Raw genomic sequence first — 13651 nt, forward strand, 5'->3', positions numbered from 1 at the left:
ATCACGCTTGAGTTCTACGTGGATTACGGCTTTACCAACGTGGTGGAGCAGCGCTTCGACGCCGGCATCCGGCTCGGAGAAGCGCTGAGCAAGGACATGATCGCTGTCAGGGTCGGACCGGATTGGCGCTTGGTGGTGGTTGGATCTCCCGGCTACTTCCAGAAGCATCCCAAGCCCAGGAAGCCCGCCGACATCACCCGACACCGCTGCGTGCACATCCGGCATCGCCCAAACGGCGCCATTTATGCCTGGGAGTTCGAAGAGAAGGGCAAGGAGTTCACCGTACGCGGCGACGGACCGTTGGTCTTCAACAGCATGACCCACGTCATCAATGCCGCACTGGACGGACTGGGCTTGGCCTACGCCCCGGAACCGATGGTAGCCGAGCACATTGCGCAGGGCAGGCTGGTGGCTGTGCTGGACAGGTGGTGCGTGCCCTTCCCCGGCTACCATCTTTACTACCCGAACCGCCGGCAGCCCTCGCCCGCATTCACGGCACTGGTAGCTTGGCTGAAGCTGGATGTTTGATGTGCAGGACGATGCGGGGTGCGACCTTAGTTCCCCGCATGTGTCTTACTTCGGCTGGAAATGGACACCCGCCCTACCCACGATGCATCCCTAATCCCACGCCCTCCAAGGTCCGCTTTCGGCCATAAGCGGACACAGAAATGAACCTAGAGGCGCGCGCGGAGAACAGTTCGGTCGCCGCGCGGGAAGTTGACCTGGGACCGAAGGCTTCCGCCTTCGTGCGCTACGCTGGGTGGGATACATTGGCCCGCAAGGAGGGCATCATGGAACTTATCGAGGACCCGACGTTCTTGAGCCTTTTCGCACAAGTCCAAGTGATGGACGCGGTTCTGATGGCGTCGCTTAAGTCACATCCTCGCCCGGCCGAGCTGCTGGAGCACATTGAGCAAAACATCGCTCTCGTTCGCTCGGTGAGCGCGCTACGGGCTGCGGACGGTCCGATTGGCAAGCTGTCGGACGAGAAGATGGCACCCCAGGCGGACGGCTGGCTAAGCTACGCTCGCAACGTTCTGACCGAGGATTGAAGGCTTTCGCCGATTGCAGATTCCTCGAAGGCTCATCGCGCAATGTCGTAGGCGCCCTCTTCAGCGCGAGTTGCCAGTTCTCGGCCCGAATTCAGTTTTAGGCTCACGAAGATGATCTGCTTCAGACCCAAAGTCCGACCGTCACGTATCGGTCAAGGAATCGGCCTAGCGTCAGGTGGATCTATCGGCCTGACTGAGACGTTTCTGTGCCATTGGAAGAGAACACGGAAGGAAGCACAGCGCAGAACGGTGCCAGCGGCCTTCGCGCGGCGCAGTACGTGCGCATGTCGACCGAGCATCAACGCTACTCGACTGAGAACCAAGCTTCGGCCATCGCCGAATACGCGAAGGCGCACGGCATTGAGATCGTTCGGACCTACGAAGACGCCGGCAAGAGCGGCTTGACCCTGAAGGGCAGGCCCGGCCTGCAGCGACTACTGGACGATGTCCAAGGACCAGGCCGCGATTTTGAACTCGTCTTGGTCTACGACGTTAGCCGCTGGGGGAGGTTTCCTGATCCGGATGAAGCAGCGAGCTATGTCCATGCATGCAAAAAGCGGGGCGTAGCGATCGTCTACTGCGCCGAGCCCTTCCAGAACGACGGCTCCCTGCCCTCTGCCATCATGATCGGCCTCAAGCGGGGCATGGCGGCCGAATACAGCCGAGAGCTTTCGGTGAAAGTGTTCCGCGGTGCCTGCACGATAGTCCAACACGGGTATCGCCAGGGCGGGACAGCCGGCTACGGCCTAAGGCGCCAACTGCTGGACGAACAGCGCCAGCCAAAAGGACTTTTGGCCCGGGGTCAGCATAAGAGCATCCAAACCGACCGGGTCATACTTGTGCCGGGGCCCCTCGACGAGCTCTCTGTCGTCCGCCGCATATACGACCTGTTCCTCAGAGGCAATCCGGAGCGTGTCATTGCGGCCATGCTCAACCGGGAGAACGTTGCCACGGAGACCGGAAGGCCTTGGTCCCGTGGCGTGGTTCACCAGATCCTGACTAACGAAAAATACATCGGCAACAACGTCTACAACCGGACTTCTTTCAAGCTAAAAGCCCAACATGTGAAGAACCCACCAGAGGAATGGGTGCGGAAAGCTGACGCCTTCCCAGCCCTCGTTCCGATCGACGAGTTTTTCCAGGTCCGGGAGATCATCGCCCAGCGCTCCTCGCACTACGAAGACGACCAGCTCTTAGGGATGCTTCGGCAGCTGCTGGCCAAGCACGGCGCACTATCTGGGTTAATGATCGACGAAGAGGAAGCCCTCCCGTCTAGCTCGGCATTCCGCTCCCGTTTCGGCAGCCTTTTGCGCGCCTATAGACTGGTTGGCTATACGCCCGCCCGAGACTACGCCTACTTAGAGATCAATCGTGCTCTGCGGAAGATGCACCCAACTATAGTTGAGAACATGAGCCGGCAGATCGAAGCGGCTGGCGGGCACGTGCAGCCCCATGGCAATACAGGGCTGCTGTTGGTCAACGGCGAGTTCACCGCATCACTCGTAGTCGCTCCATGCAAGCCAACCCCAGCAGGCTCAATGCGCTGGAGGATGAGGTTCGAGAACGGCCTCCAGCCAGACGTGACCCTCGTCACCCGACTGTGTGCTGATAACCGCGTCCCTTACGACTACTACGTTTTCCCTTCCCTGGATTTTAGTCAAACCGAGCAGCCGAAGCTGGACAAAAACGGGTTGTGGCTGGACCTGTACCGCACGGACGATCTCCACAACTTTTATCACCTGGCTGGCCGAGCGCCGCTGAAGGAGAGCGCATGAAGAAGTCCCCGCCGTTCAATCACTCGACTTCATCGGAAGTTGTGATGTTGGCAATCGACGATATTGCCATCGCGAATCCGCGCGCCCGCAACGATCGTGCCCACAAGGCTATCGTTCGGAGCATCGAGCAGATTGGCCTTAAGCGGCCGATCACCGTCCGCCGCAGGCCAGACGGCCCAAATGGCCAACCCTATGCGCTGGTTTGCGGTCAGGGGCGCATGGAAGCTTGCCGACTTCTTGGGCATCGGCAAATCGCGGCCTTCGTCATCGATGTGGATGAAAGCACCGCGCACGTCATGAGCATCGTGGAAAATGTGGCCCGAAGGACCCCACGCGCCGCTGAAACCTTAGAGCATGTGCGCCTCCTCCGGGAGCGCGGCTACTCAGATTCCCAAGTCGCTGAGAAGTTGGGGTGCTCGCCATCCTGGGTCAACAATGTGACCACGCTCCTGCAGAAGGGAGAGAAGCGCCTGCTCGCTGCTGCCGAAGCCGGGCACATACCGCTTCACTTGGCTGTAGGCATCGCTCGAGCGACCGATGTTGAGACACAGCAGCTTCTTCAAGACGCCTATGAAAAAGGCGACCTCCGAGGGAAGCAAATTTTCCGCATTCGCCAGATCTTAGAGCATCGGAACCGGAGCGGTAAGCAGGCCAAGAATGACTTTGTGAAGGGTGCTCCGCGTAAGCCCATGGGTCGCGAGGAGCTTGCCAAGCTCTACAAGCGAGACGTGGAAGCCCACCAACGCATCCAGATGAAGTCCGAGTATGTGCAGCAATCGCTGCTCGTTGCCAGGCAAGTGTTTAAGGAGCTGTATGCCGACGAGGAGTTCGTCGCGCTTCTTCAGGCGCAGAAGTTAACGACGGTGCCCCGCCCTCTCGCGGACCTCGTCCCTGCAAAGGGAGCCCGCCGATGAGCGCCAAGGGGACAGGGTTGCGATTAGCGTTCGAAAAGAACTGCGTCGACGTGGATCTTTCCTTGCTCAGGGCGGCCATTGCGCTACCTGGCGGTGCCAAGGCCTCCGTGAAGTATCGTCAAATCGTAAAGTCCATCGAGACCATCGGCATTGTTGAGCCAATCATCGTCACCATGGACCGTGACCAGCCCGGCCGCTTTCTTGTCCTGGATGGCCATATGCGGCTTGAGGCGCTTAGAGATCTAGGGGTAACGAAGGCACTGTGCCTCATCTCCACGGACGACGAGGGCTACACCTACAACAAGCGGGTCAATAGCCTGTCGGTGATCCAGGCGCACAAGATGATCCTGAAGGCCGCCGAGGGCGGTGTGTCGGTTGCCCAGCTTGCCGAGGCGTTGGACCTGTCAGTCAACACCATCCGGGCCAAGTTCAGGCTCCTCGACGGCATCTGCCCTGAAGCCATTGTCCTGTTGGCGGAGAAGCCGGCAACGTCGGGGATGTTCAACGTACTTCGACAGATGAAGCCGATGCGGCAGATCGATGTGGCGCAAACCATGGTGAATCTCAACACCTACTCGACTCGACTGGCAGTGGCCCTCTTGCGAAACAGCTCCCCAGACCAGCTGATTCCGGAAGCCGCGCAACGGAAAACAGATGCCACACCGAGCGAGGCACTGAAGCGCCTGGAGCAAGAGCTGGCCGCATTGCAGGCGGATACCGAGACACTACAGGAAGGTTTTGGCCCGGCGAGCCTGCAACTGGAAATCATCAAAACCCACGTCGGAAGTTCCTTGCTTAACAACCCGGCAGTTGTTCGGTGGCTGGCCAAGCGACGTCCCGACCACCTTCAGCAGTTACAAAAGCTCTCTGAAATCAAACAACTGCCAGGATAGAAGCTCATTTTTGAGTCGTGTTGGGTCGCTCCGGACCACCGGGCACGCGCTCTTGAAGGAAACCGTCTCGAGGCTTGCAAGCGGGTCACACCGTTACTCCAAGGTGCAGAGTAAGCTGCTCAACCGGGTCGACCGCGATGCCCGTTATCGATGTCTACTTCCGGCCAGAAGCAGTCATCCGATGACGCTTCAAGCAAAACTGCGGCGCGCGTCAAACGAGCTTCTGCGTTACTGGAGTCCCAGCTCTGCTAGCCACGATCGATAGATCGCTGCATCGAACACCCTTCCCGTGACATTGAGAAGGTCAGCTTCGAACTGCAGCGCGACGGAGTACGCGACTTCCCTCGCAGCCTCAGTCGAGTACCTTCCATACGCGACGTGACGCTTACAGTCGATGGCAGAGAACAGGCCGTAACACCAATCTGCGATTGCCTGATCGGTGAATCTCGCTTCCTCTCCGTCTCTGCCCTCGCGCAGGAGGCGAACGAGGCTGTCTGCGGATAGTGGAAAGTCAGCCAAGTTGACTTTGGTGCCGGCCATACCTTCCCCGGTTGTCCGCTTTGGGTCGAAAGCGGCCTCCGGACGTATGTCCTTGAGGCCGCCGGTCCAGTAGTTGTGTCCGTTAGGCTTCAGTCTGCTCTGCCATCTCCAACGCGTCCTCGACCTCTATGCCCAAGTACCTAACTGTGCTCTCAAGCTTGGTGTGGCCGAGCAGGATCTGAACTGCGCGAAGGTTCTTAGTCCGGCGATAGATTAGTGATGCCTTCGTCCGACGCATGCTGTGAGTTCCGTAGCTATGTCGGTCGAGTCCGATATCTGTGACCCATGACTCAACGATTCGCGCGTACTGGCGGGTGGAGAGATGGCCCGCAGCCCGCCCAGGGAATAAGTAAGATGCCGATGCTAGCTGGGCTTGACGGGACCAGTCAGCAATGGCGGACCTTGTCATCTCCGTTAGCTCAAATTGAACTGGCCTACCTGTTTTCCGCTGCAGTACGATCGTCCTCCTGGCGATTGTAGAGCCGTGAGATACATTTTTTAGCCGAAGGCTGACTAGATCGCACCCCCGTAGCTTTGAATCAATCGCTAGATTGAACACCGCCAGATCTCGAGCTCGCCCGGCAAGCTGTAGGCGCACCCGAATGGACCAAATGTCACTGAGTCTGAGCGGCGCCTCTTGGCCGACCAGCTTTCCTTTGTTCCACGGCGTGAGTTGAGATGGCATATGAGGCTCCCGGGTCGAAGCCTCTAGCCTGCCTGCCTTACGTGACCTCCGCTGGACTCGGCCTTAGGCCGAAAGCGGATACCAAGCCGATGGGTGGTGCGCGTATGCGATCAAGCGTCATCGGGTGCAGCACACTTGGGCCTGTCGATAAGCTGACCAATAGGCACCACCATCACTTGGAGTCCTTCGGGCGTAGTTGTCCCCCTAGCCGACGCTGAGGCACTCCAGCATAAGTTGGCCGCAGCCGGCAAAATTACCATTTACGGCCCATAAGTGATTGAATCGCCTAGGGCGGCAAGCTTCCTGAGGCAGCAAACCGGCCAACTTGTGCTTTAGGCTTTAGTACAAGTTGGCCGAAACGGCCAACTTATGCTTTCGCCCACACATCCGATGCGCCTGATCTGGCTGGTGGGCCCACCAGGATTCGAACCTGGAACCAAAGGATTATGAGGCCCGCAGCGAATGCTTATGCATCAATGAGATACGCTCTGGCATTTTTCCGGAGTGCAACCGTGAAACCATTGGTCTATCGAGGCCCGCCTTCGTATTTTTCCGGCTGAATTTGGTTCGATGCGGTATGAAGCCCAAGCCTTACCGGCCCTGTGGGATGACGCAGGCGTCTGGCTGGTTGGTTACTCCTTTGAGCGGCCTGGGACTGTGCAGCCCGATCATTCAACCGCCGGGGCGTGAGCTACGGCGCATGACTCTCCTCTACGGACTACGGCGAGCTGCATCCTGGAGGGTATCCTCCCCCGGTTGCTCCGGCTGCTCGTCCATCAGCGCCGCGAGGTAGGCCATGCCCTCTGCGATGGCCAGGTCCATAGTCTCTGAGTCGGCAATGGGTGGAAGGACGCGAAAGAAGCCGTCCGAGCTTGAGACGGAATATACGAAGGCCCGGCCGCCTAGGGGCATCCAGACGTCGATTCTGCACTGCACCCCGTTTCGAGATCGGGCGTAATTCTGCACCTGCACGGGGAGATGCCTGTGAGCAACATTACGCCAGTCTCTCCGACCATCGAACATTGTGGTTCCTTGCTCAGCCAGTAGTTGCTTCCGCCAGCTCCATGCTGCCCAGACCAGGGCGGGGCATGCGCCTATGTCGATCAGATATACTTGAGCTCAATGTCGGCTGCTAGCGCGTCAGCCCTAGATGAGTAGAAATACTTAGATCAGCCTCTTATGAGGCCCGCGCCGAAATGTTGTGAATCAATGACATAGGTGCTGGCATTCTTCCGGCACCGCTCCGTGGAACCATTGGCCGGCCAAGGCCAACCGGCTCATTTTTCCGGATGGAGGACCGCTTTCGGCCAAAAGCGGACACGCATGTAGGATGGCGCTTGTCAACGACATCCTGATCGATTCAGAGGCTTGGTTGCTGGTTGGGGCACGGCGTTGGCAGGAAAGACCTTAGCGCGGATGCCCTAGTTCGATAGCCGTAGTTCCACTGGATTCGAATTGGAGTTGGCCAAGCTCTGCTTTGAATATGCTGCAGAGATCAGCGAATCAGGAAGGGTTTGCGGATACCCAGCCCCTGCGGGCCAATCTTACAGATCGTTCCCCCCTTGGCACCCCAGAGCGAAGACCCTATCCTGCTGCCGGCCGAAACGTACGCAGCGGGGTGACGCAAGTCCCAGGCTGGTCCTGTGCTTACTGCGCAACGACGTGCAGTTCTGGTTCCGGCGAAGGTCCGCCTCGCGTTATTTTTTCTCTGATCAAGGTTGATACTGTGCTTCTTGCCGTTTCCCCCGGCCGCCTTTGCCGCTGGCACGTTGTCCTGTTCCCACTGCTGGCCGTGCTGGCCCTGCCCGCTGCCGCGCAATCGCCGCGTTGTGGCACCTTCAAGGATCCGGCCAGTGGCGCCGTACTTCGGGTTGACAGCGCGGTACAAGGTGAACACCAACTGCCCGGCGAGGCCGCAGAGCCGTATCACTTACAGCGCAACGGCGATCAACTGCTGGCGGCCAATCTGGCCAGCGGCAGGATGACCACGCTAGCGGTCAGTACCGATAACCGGAACCTCAGCGACGACACCGAGCATTACGTGCTCGAAGCTGACGTCGCCTGCCAAGCTGCGTCGACCTTCGCGCCCGGCAGTTGTCGCGCCGATATCACTGCGTGCTTTGGCCAGATGAGGTGGGCCGGCGCAGACAGCTGGAGGCGATGGTGCACCGAAGGCGTTTCCGCCGCCTGCAACCGGTTGATCGAGGACTATCGCAGCGAAGCTCGCAGCGCGTGGGTAATCGCCAAGGTCATGGCCGACGACAGCATCCCCTCCAGCCCCCCAGCGGTGTGCGTGGAAGACAGCGCCGCCTTCGATGGCGAGGCCTGCCGCCACGCGGAGGATGCCCAGCGCGCAAGGGCCGTGGGCAAGGCATTTGCGTTGACCAAAGACATGCCCAGCGAACCAACCTTGCCTGGTGCGGAGTTGGACGAAGTGGCCAAGCTGTGCCGCCAGCAGCCCAGCGTCACCTTTTGCACTGCCGTGGCGTCAGCCCTCCATACCGCCGGGCGGCTGCCAGCCGCGCTTGAAGCATTGCAGCTGGCATGTAGCACGGCCGAGAACCCGCAAGCTTGCGCGCAGCTGGCCACCCAAGGCACCGACACTCCGAACTAACTGGCCATGTCAGCGTCACTGAGCACCGGAACATCCACCGCCCTGCGGCATGGGTGACTTCCCGGCGGTGTGGGGGAGTTAAGGCAACTTTAGGAGCCGCTCTTTCCCACCATTTCGTCCGGTCCCGCACCTTCCGCCGGACAGACTCTTTCAGGGACGCGGCGCACTGCTCTTAAAGGGTGCGGGAATCAGGCAGCAGGAGGTGCCCTAGGGTGGGCGCTAGCTTAGTGGGATCTATGCGGTGTGCCGGCGCGGCTTTGTTGGGGATATCCCTCTGGCCACCCTACGCCGGACCCGAATAAGGGGATTAGAACGTCCGCCTCGCGGATCCGCAGGACATCTGGCCGATTCTATTACGACCTCACCCTGCGGATCCGCTCCGCGTCCAGCTGGAGTCCACCCAGTGGGTGGTGCCTCCCCCGTTATTGCATGGAAATGTCAGCCGACAGGCGTGAAAACGGCGCGAAGAACTTGGCCGTCACCAGGTAGCTGCTTCAGGCATCCCACCAATCTGGCAGGTCCACCCCTTCGTACGGATCGATCAACCTGTTGACGCGTTCGATGCCGGTGGGCACTTGGAACATCGTGACCTCTTCGCGGCGTGGCAAGCCTCGCCAGTCACTTAGCATCGCAATGCGGAGGTCTTCGGGCTCAACAGGCAGCCAACGCATCGGCCAGTAAGGAAACCGTCTCGGCCCGCCTACGCTGCGCGCCAGCTCGGCGATGTTGTTATGGCAGCTTGCACTGCTGATTCGCGACCAAGCATTCACCATAGCTCCCTCGAGACCTTCGATGTACTGAAGGAACCGGCTTCCGTCGGTAAGCAATACGCCTGTGACACCCGTGGTTGCGTTATGAGTGGCGGCGCTACGCGCCACTTCCTCAACCTGAAGAAGGGTCGCCCCAAGGCCAACTTGGCTCGTGTAAACGAGCGTGTGTAGCTTTCCCATGCTGCCTCCCCCAGATCGACCAGGATGCGCGACCCTACCATCCCATCAGCGGACGACCGACGGCTAGGATCCACTCTTCGGCGGAGGCTGGCCCGAGCGCCCCCACGCTGAGACGGAACTCCAGCCCGCGCAGACCATCGGTCAAGCCTGATCGCAGTTGCTTCGAGCTCTACACGCCGAGGGCGTGGCATCTACCGCCCCTTAACTAGCAATTATCATAAGCTGCGTGTTCGTTCGAAGGTAGGGACCGCAATGCCGAATACTGGCGTGTTCTATCTCCATGAGGTCTCGGGGCCCACGTCAGGCTCCCCCGGGCAGTTCACGTCCATCTCCAAGGTAAGAGCGACATGCACGAAGTGCAGCCATACGTTTCACGCGACTGCTCCACCCGACTTAGCGCCCATAGCGGGTGGGACGGTGCTTACCTGCTCCGGTTGTGGCGCGAGACAGGCTATTAGCAATGCACGCTTTGACCTGTTCTCGACCCGCCTCAGCTCGGAAAGCAATCCGCGGTCGGAATAGATTTAAGCGATATAGGGAGCTGCAATTTCGGCTAGACGCTCTACCCCGCTCGGCACAGGACGAGAGCCCGCGGTTCGACCACCGAGGCTCGTCCAATCGCTGAATGCCGCCTCTTGGAATTGGGTATCGACGATAGGAATCCACCGCATCGACCAGTAGGGCATACGTCGCTCGGAGACCCGTCCACGGGCAAGCTCAACGACATTGCAGTGTTCACGAGAATTGACGATCCGCGAATAAACCATCGACAGTCCATCATCCGGGCCTTCGATGTACTGCAGAAAGCGTGACCCATCAAAAAGCAGTATCCCGGTCACGCCCGCCAAACGGTTATGCGCGGCGGCTTTCTCAACCAGTCGGTTCAACTGGTCGTTGCTCAGATCTATAGCCGCCTCACTGGCGTATGCGATTGCTTGCAGGGTCATTCCGACCGTTCTCCGCTGCTCTGGTTTTCCTATCCCGGGGAGAGAATCGTAGCGGAAAAAGTAGAGCACCCGACGTGAGCGAGCGCCCATTTCGTCGCTCGCGACCTGAACTAGCTGAACGGTTTAAGCGCTTGGCCAGAACCGATGGTCTGACGCCATGGTCATGCTGCTGGCCAGCGAGCCGCCGGGTCTCGCTGCTGAGCGGGCGGACACTACTTGCAACCTGCATATCCATTGCGGGCACTCCCTTGGTGACAGTTGGCAAAGCTGCATGGGCTCGGGGAGGAGCTGCCTGAAAGCCAGTTTAGCTCGGGCAGTCGCTTCGGGGGAGACCGCCTTCGTTTCCGCTGTTACACGAATTGAATGCGGACGGCGCTGCGCCGCAACGCTGCATCCCGGCAAGAGGCCCTGGCTGAGCCTGAGTTATTTGGAGAGCGCATAGGTGATTTGATTACCTGCTCGCACACCGCCTACCGCTCAGTGGCCCAGATGGCTTGGTTAAGAAATTCTCAACGCCGAAGGGTCTACTTTCACGCGTCTTGGTCGAGGCTGGCGGCAAGGTATTAGCTCACCCCACCAGAGGATCACTAGATGGCCATCAAAACGCTTGAAGAGCTGTTCGTTCACGAGCTGTCCGACATCTACAGCGCTGAAAAGCAGCTGACAAAAGCCCTGCCCCGCCTGGCCCGAGCCTCAGAAGACCCGGATCTGGCGGCCGCTTTTGAGACCCACCTGGAAGAGACACAGGGACAGATCGAGCGCATCGATCAGGTCGTTGAAGTGCCGGGCATCCGCCTCAAGCGCATCAAGTGCGCCGCGATGGAAGGGCTGGTTGAGGAAGGCAAAGAAGTCATTGATTCGGTTGAGAAGGGCCCGGTGCGCGATGCCGCGCTGATCGGCGGGGCCCAGAAGGTGGAGCACTACGAGATCGCCTCGTATGGCACCATCGCGGCGCTCGCCAAGCAGCTCGGATACAAGGACGCGCTCCCGCTTCTTCTTGAGACCCTGGAAGAAGAGAAGGCAACCGATGAGAAGTTGACGCTCCTGGCTAAGTCCGGTGGAAATGCCAAGGCAGCCAAAGCGGCGTGAGGTAGGACCATGGAACGCGACCAGAAAGCGTCCTGACCCAGCCGGTAATCCGGGGAGCGGCACTGGGTGCCGCTCCTTCACCGGATTTCGCCACCGGCGGGACTAACGTCGGATAGCTAGCTTAACTCTGGGCCGTATGGGAATGTGGAAACGTAACGGTTTATCGATCGTGCTGCTCCTTTTGCTTCTCTGCTTCTTGGGAGGGCAAGTGTGGACCGGCTTCCTGGCACACAATCAGGAACTGGCTGACGCACACCGAGCGCCGCTGGACCTGTGGGAATACCTGCAGAGCGGGCACTTCGTCAGCGCCACGTTTGAGAACTGGGAAAGCGAGTTCCTTCAGATGGGCATGTATGTCCTGCTGACTGTCAGCCTGCGCCAAAAGGGCTCTGCTGAATCCCGACCATTGGACGACGCCCAAGAAGAGGAGCGCATTGAGGCTGGCCCTACCCCTTGGGCCGTTCGCAAAGGCGGGCTTTGGAAGACCTTATACGGCCACTCCCTGGCGATCACCTTCGGCGCGCTGTTCCTGTTGAGCTTCTCGTTGCACTTGGCGGGCAGCTGGCGCGCGGAGGTGGATGAGCAGATGGCCCTTGGGCAGCCCACGCCGACGTGCTGGGAACATCTCTGGAGCAGCAGCTTCTGGTTCGAGTCGTTCCAGAACTGGCAGAGCGAATTTTTGGCTGTTCTTGCGTTGGTAATCCTGACCATTTTCCTGCGCCAGAAGGACTCGCCACAGTCGAAGCCGCTGGCTGCACCGAACAGTCAGACGGGCGATTGAAGATCCGGAGCGTCCATGAGCCAGCCCATCCCTGCTCTTCTGATCATCGACATGTTCACTCTCTTCGACTTTCCCGAAGCTGGTCAGGTGAAGGCCAACGCGTTGAAAGCCGCCGGGCAGATCGCGGTCCTCGCGCGGCGCTTCCGCGAGCGAGGTAACCCGGTCATTTATGCAAATGACAACTTTGCCAACTGGCAGATGGACTTCAAAGAGTTGGTAAGTCTCTGTCTGGCGACGGAAGGCGAGTCGTCAGCGATCGCTGAAGTTCTGCAGCCGCAGCCTGGCGACTACTTCGTGCTCAAACCCAAACACTCGGCCTTCCTCGCCACCCCGCTTTCCGTGCTCCTGGCCAAGCTTGGCGTGAGGGAGCTCGTGATTACAGGAATGACCGCCGAGTCATGCATCGCCGCTACGTGCTTCGACAGCAATGCGAGGGAATACCATACGATCGTGGTGCAGGAAGCGGTGGCTGGCATTGGCTCCAGACGAACGACCGCATTACGGCTGCTGGATGACTCCAAGGCGGCTAGTGTCCTCAAGCTGGCGAGTTACCTGCGCCGCTGAAGGGTGTTTCTCAAGCCCCATGCCGACCCTGCAGCTATTCTTCGGGCGAGCCGTTGGAGGTTGCGTTCTGGTCTGGGTTGGAACGCTCCTTGACGTTACTGCCGGCGCCGTGAGCGTGCGCACCCGTCGGGTCTTGAAGCTGGACCACCCTCCTCTGTTGCCAAGCGTCTGCTCCCGGGTCTATAGCGGGCTCGGGGATATCGGCGCGGCGTTTCCGTTTGTCCTCGCTGCTGACCCCCAGCCGTGCATCCCGTGCTGCCACCATCGCGGGGTCGGCTTGGCCATCGGCGGTAAAGCCCATCATCAGCTGCGGCATCCCGCGCGGCAGGTTTTTATCCAGGTCGGTGTGCCAGGTGTGCCACGTTTTTCCGTACGTGTGGATGAGCTTTTCCATGAGCTCATGCTCGGCCACCTCCGGGATCCCTGGGGCGATCAGTTGCCCCGATTCCACTTCGTGGACGTGGCTGTGCCAGAGCGCCTTCTCCTGCTCAGGAAGGCCGGCGAACAGCTTCGCGCTGATGATGTATTCCACGCCCATCAGCTTGGCGTCCTTCACATTGCCGTCGTAGATGGTGCACTGAATGACATCCTCGTTGAGGATGGAGCAATAGTGATGCGCTTCCATCTGAGCGTCCATCTGGCCGTTATAGAAATGGAAACCGTCCAAGTAGGCATTGATCGCGGCAATCGGCGGGCGATCCTGCAGCAGCGCCGCGCCGGCCTCCAGCGCCTTGGTCTTGGCCGTTTCATCGCCTCCCGGGGTTTGCACGCTGGACTCGGTGTTGCCGCCTCCGCAGGCGGTCAAGGCAAGCGCGGCTGTGGCGGATAGGATGGATCGACGCATCGC

Annotated in this window: 13 protein-coding genes; 9 read left to right on the forward strand and 4 right to left on the reverse strand. The window is 59.7% G+C overall.

Features of this window, described 5'->3' with window-relative positions; genetic code table 11:
• The 5 genes from V9K91_RS07980 to V9K91_RS08000 form a co-directional block, all read left to right on the forward strand.
• Positions 1 to 528, forward strand: a 528-nt coding sequence (locus tag V9K91_RS07980) for a LysR substrate-binding domain-containing protein (protein ID WP_336442943.1), incomplete at its 5' end; no start/stop codon positions are given.
• Between the two features lie 140 nt (positions 529 to 668).
• On the forward strand, positions 669 to 1052 hold the full coding sequence (locus V9K91_RS07985) for a hypothetical protein (RefSeq protein WP_336442944.1): 384 nt from the start codon (positions 669 to 671) through the stop codon (positions 1050 to 1052).
• 278 nt (positions 1053 to 1330) lie between these two features.
• On the forward strand, positions 1331 to 2827 hold the full coding sequence (locus V9K91_RS07990; RefSeq protein ID WP_336443191.1) for a recombinase family protein: 1497 nt from the start codon (positions 1331 to 1333) through the stop codon (positions 2825 to 2827).
• Positions 2824 to 3741 (forward strand): ParB/RepB/Spo0J family partition protein, encoded by a 918-nt coding sequence (locus tag V9K91_RS07995; RefSeq protein WP_336442946.1) that lies wholly within the window; start codon positions 2824 to 2826, stop codon positions 3739 to 3741. The genes V9K91_RS07990 and V9K91_RS07995 overlap by 4 nt, the downstream gene beginning before the upstream one ends.
• Positions 3738 to 4634 (forward strand): plasmid partitioning protein RepB C-terminal domain-containing protein, encoded by an 897-nt coding sequence (locus V9K91_RS08000; RefSeq protein WP_336442947.1) that lies wholly within the window; start codon positions 3738 to 3740, stop codon positions 4632 to 4634. The genes V9K91_RS07995 and V9K91_RS08000 overlap by 4 nt, the downstream gene beginning before the upstream one ends.
• 622 nt (positions 4635 to 5256) lie before the next feature.
• On the opposite strand, the gene V9K91_RS08005 is transcribed toward V9K91_RS08000, so the two are convergent.
• Positions 5257 to 5859, reverse strand: a complete 603-nt coding sequence (locus V9K91_RS08005; RefSeq protein ID WP_336442949.1) for a tyrosine-type recombinase/integrase — start codon at positions 5857 to 5859, stop codon at positions 5257 to 5259.
• Positions 5860 to 7585: 1726 nt separating this feature from the next.
• On the opposite strand from V9K91_RS08005, the gene V9K91_RS08010 reads away from it, so the two are divergent.
• The gene (locus tag V9K91_RS08010) at positions 7586 to 8473 is read left to right on the forward strand and encodes a hypothetical protein (protein ID WP_336442950.1); all 888 of its coding nucleotides are present in this window, start codon (positions 7586 to 7588) and stop codon (positions 8471 to 8473) included.
• A gap of 494 nt (positions 8474 to 8967) precedes the next feature.
• On the opposite strand, the gene V9K91_RS08015 is transcribed toward V9K91_RS08010, so the two are convergent.
• Positions 8968 to 9423 (reverse strand): BLUF domain-containing protein, encoded by a 456-nt coding sequence (locus tag V9K91_RS08015; protein WP_336442951.1) that lies wholly within the window; start codon positions 9421 to 9423, stop codon positions 8968 to 8970.
• A 524-nt stretch (positions 9424 to 9947) separates the two neighbouring features.
• Positions 9948 to 10370 (reverse strand): BLUF domain-containing protein, encoded by a 423-nt coding sequence (locus V9K91_RS08020; protein WP_336442952.1) that lies wholly within the window; start codon positions 10368 to 10370, stop codon positions 9948 to 9950.
• A gap of 591 nt (positions 10371 to 10961) precedes the next feature.
• On the opposite strand from V9K91_RS08020, the gene V9K91_RS08025 reads away from it, so the two are divergent.
• The 3 genes from V9K91_RS08025 (at position 10962) to V9K91_RS08035 (ending at position 12804) form a co-directional block, all read left to right on the forward strand.
• Positions 10962 to 11459 (forward strand): DUF892 family protein, encoded by a 498-nt coding sequence (locus V9K91_RS08025; protein WP_336442953.1) that lies wholly within the window; start codon positions 10962 to 10964, stop codon positions 11457 to 11459.
• 142 nt (positions 11460 to 11601) lie between these two features.
• Positions 11602 to 12240, forward strand: coding sequence for a DUF6766 family protein (locus tag V9K91_RS08030; protein WP_336442954.1), 639 nt, complete (start codon positions 11602 to 11604; stop codon positions 12238 to 12240).
• Positions 12241 to 12255: 15 nt separating this feature from the next.
• Positions 12256 to 12804 carry an isochorismatase family cysteine hydrolase gene (locus V9K91_RS08035; RefSeq protein WP_336442955.1) on the forward strand — a complete coding sequence of 183 codons (549 nt, stop codon included), beginning with the start codon at positions 12256 to 12258 and terminating at the stop codon, positions 12802 to 12804.
• 34 nt (positions 12805 to 12838) lie between these two features.
• On the opposite strand, the gene V9K91_RS08040 is transcribed toward V9K91_RS08035, so the two are convergent.
• Positions 12839 to 13648 (reverse strand): OBAP family protein, encoded by an 810-nt coding sequence (locus V9K91_RS08040; protein ID WP_336442956.1) that lies wholly within the window; start codon positions 13646 to 13648, stop codon positions 12839 to 12841.
• Positions 13649 to 13651 lie beyond the last annotated feature (3 nt).

This window comes from Stenotrophomonas sp. CCNWLW57 (assembly GCF_037203925.1).
GTDB lineage: Bacteria > Pseudomonadota > Gammaproteobacteria > Xanthomonadales > Xanthomonadaceae > Stenotrophomonas > Stenotrophomonas rhizophila_A.

Excerpts from the sequence above, each read along its gene's own strand:
- V9K91_RS07985 (WP_336442944.1), top strand. The coding sequence starts at position 669 with ATGAACCTAGAGGCGCGCGCGGAGAACAGTTCGGTCGCCGCGCGGGAA.
- V9K91_RS07995 (WP_336442946.1), top strand. The coding sequence starts at position 2,824 with ATGAAGAAGTCCCCGCCGTTCAATCACTCGACTTCATCGGAAGTTGTG.
- V9K91_RS08000 (WP_336442947.1), top strand. The coding sequence starts at position 3,738 with ATGAGCGCCAAGGGGACAGGGTTGCGATTAGCGTTCGAAAAGAACTGC.
- V9K91_RS08005 (WP_336442949.1), bottom strand. The coding sequence starts at position 5,859 with ATGCCATCTCAACTCACGCCGTGGAACAAAGGAAAGCTGGTCGGCCAA.
- V9K91_RS08015 (WP_336442951.1), bottom strand. The coding sequence starts at position 9,423 with ATGGGAAAGCTACACACGCTCGTTTACACGAGCCAAGTTGGCCTTGGG.
- V9K91_RS08020 (WP_336442952.1), bottom strand. The coding sequence starts at position 10,370 with ATGACCCTGCAAGCAATCGCATACGCCAGTGAGGCGGCTATAGATCTG.
- V9K91_RS08025 (WP_336442953.1), top strand. The coding sequence starts at position 10,962 with ATGGCCATCAAAACGCTTGAAGAGCTGTTCGTTCACGAGCTGTCCGAC.
- V9K91_RS08030 (WP_336442954.1), top strand. The coding sequence starts at position 11,602 with ATGTGGAAACGTAACGGTTTATCGATCGTGCTGCTCCTTTTGCTTCTC.
- V9K91_RS08035 (WP_336442955.1), top strand. The coding sequence starts at position 12,256 with ATGAGCCAGCCCATCCCTGCTCTTCTGATCATCGACATGTTCACTCTC.
- V9K91_RS08040 (WP_336442956.1), bottom strand. The coding sequence starts at position 13,648 with ATGCGTCGATCCATCCTATCCGCCACAGCCGCGCTTGCCTTGACCGCC.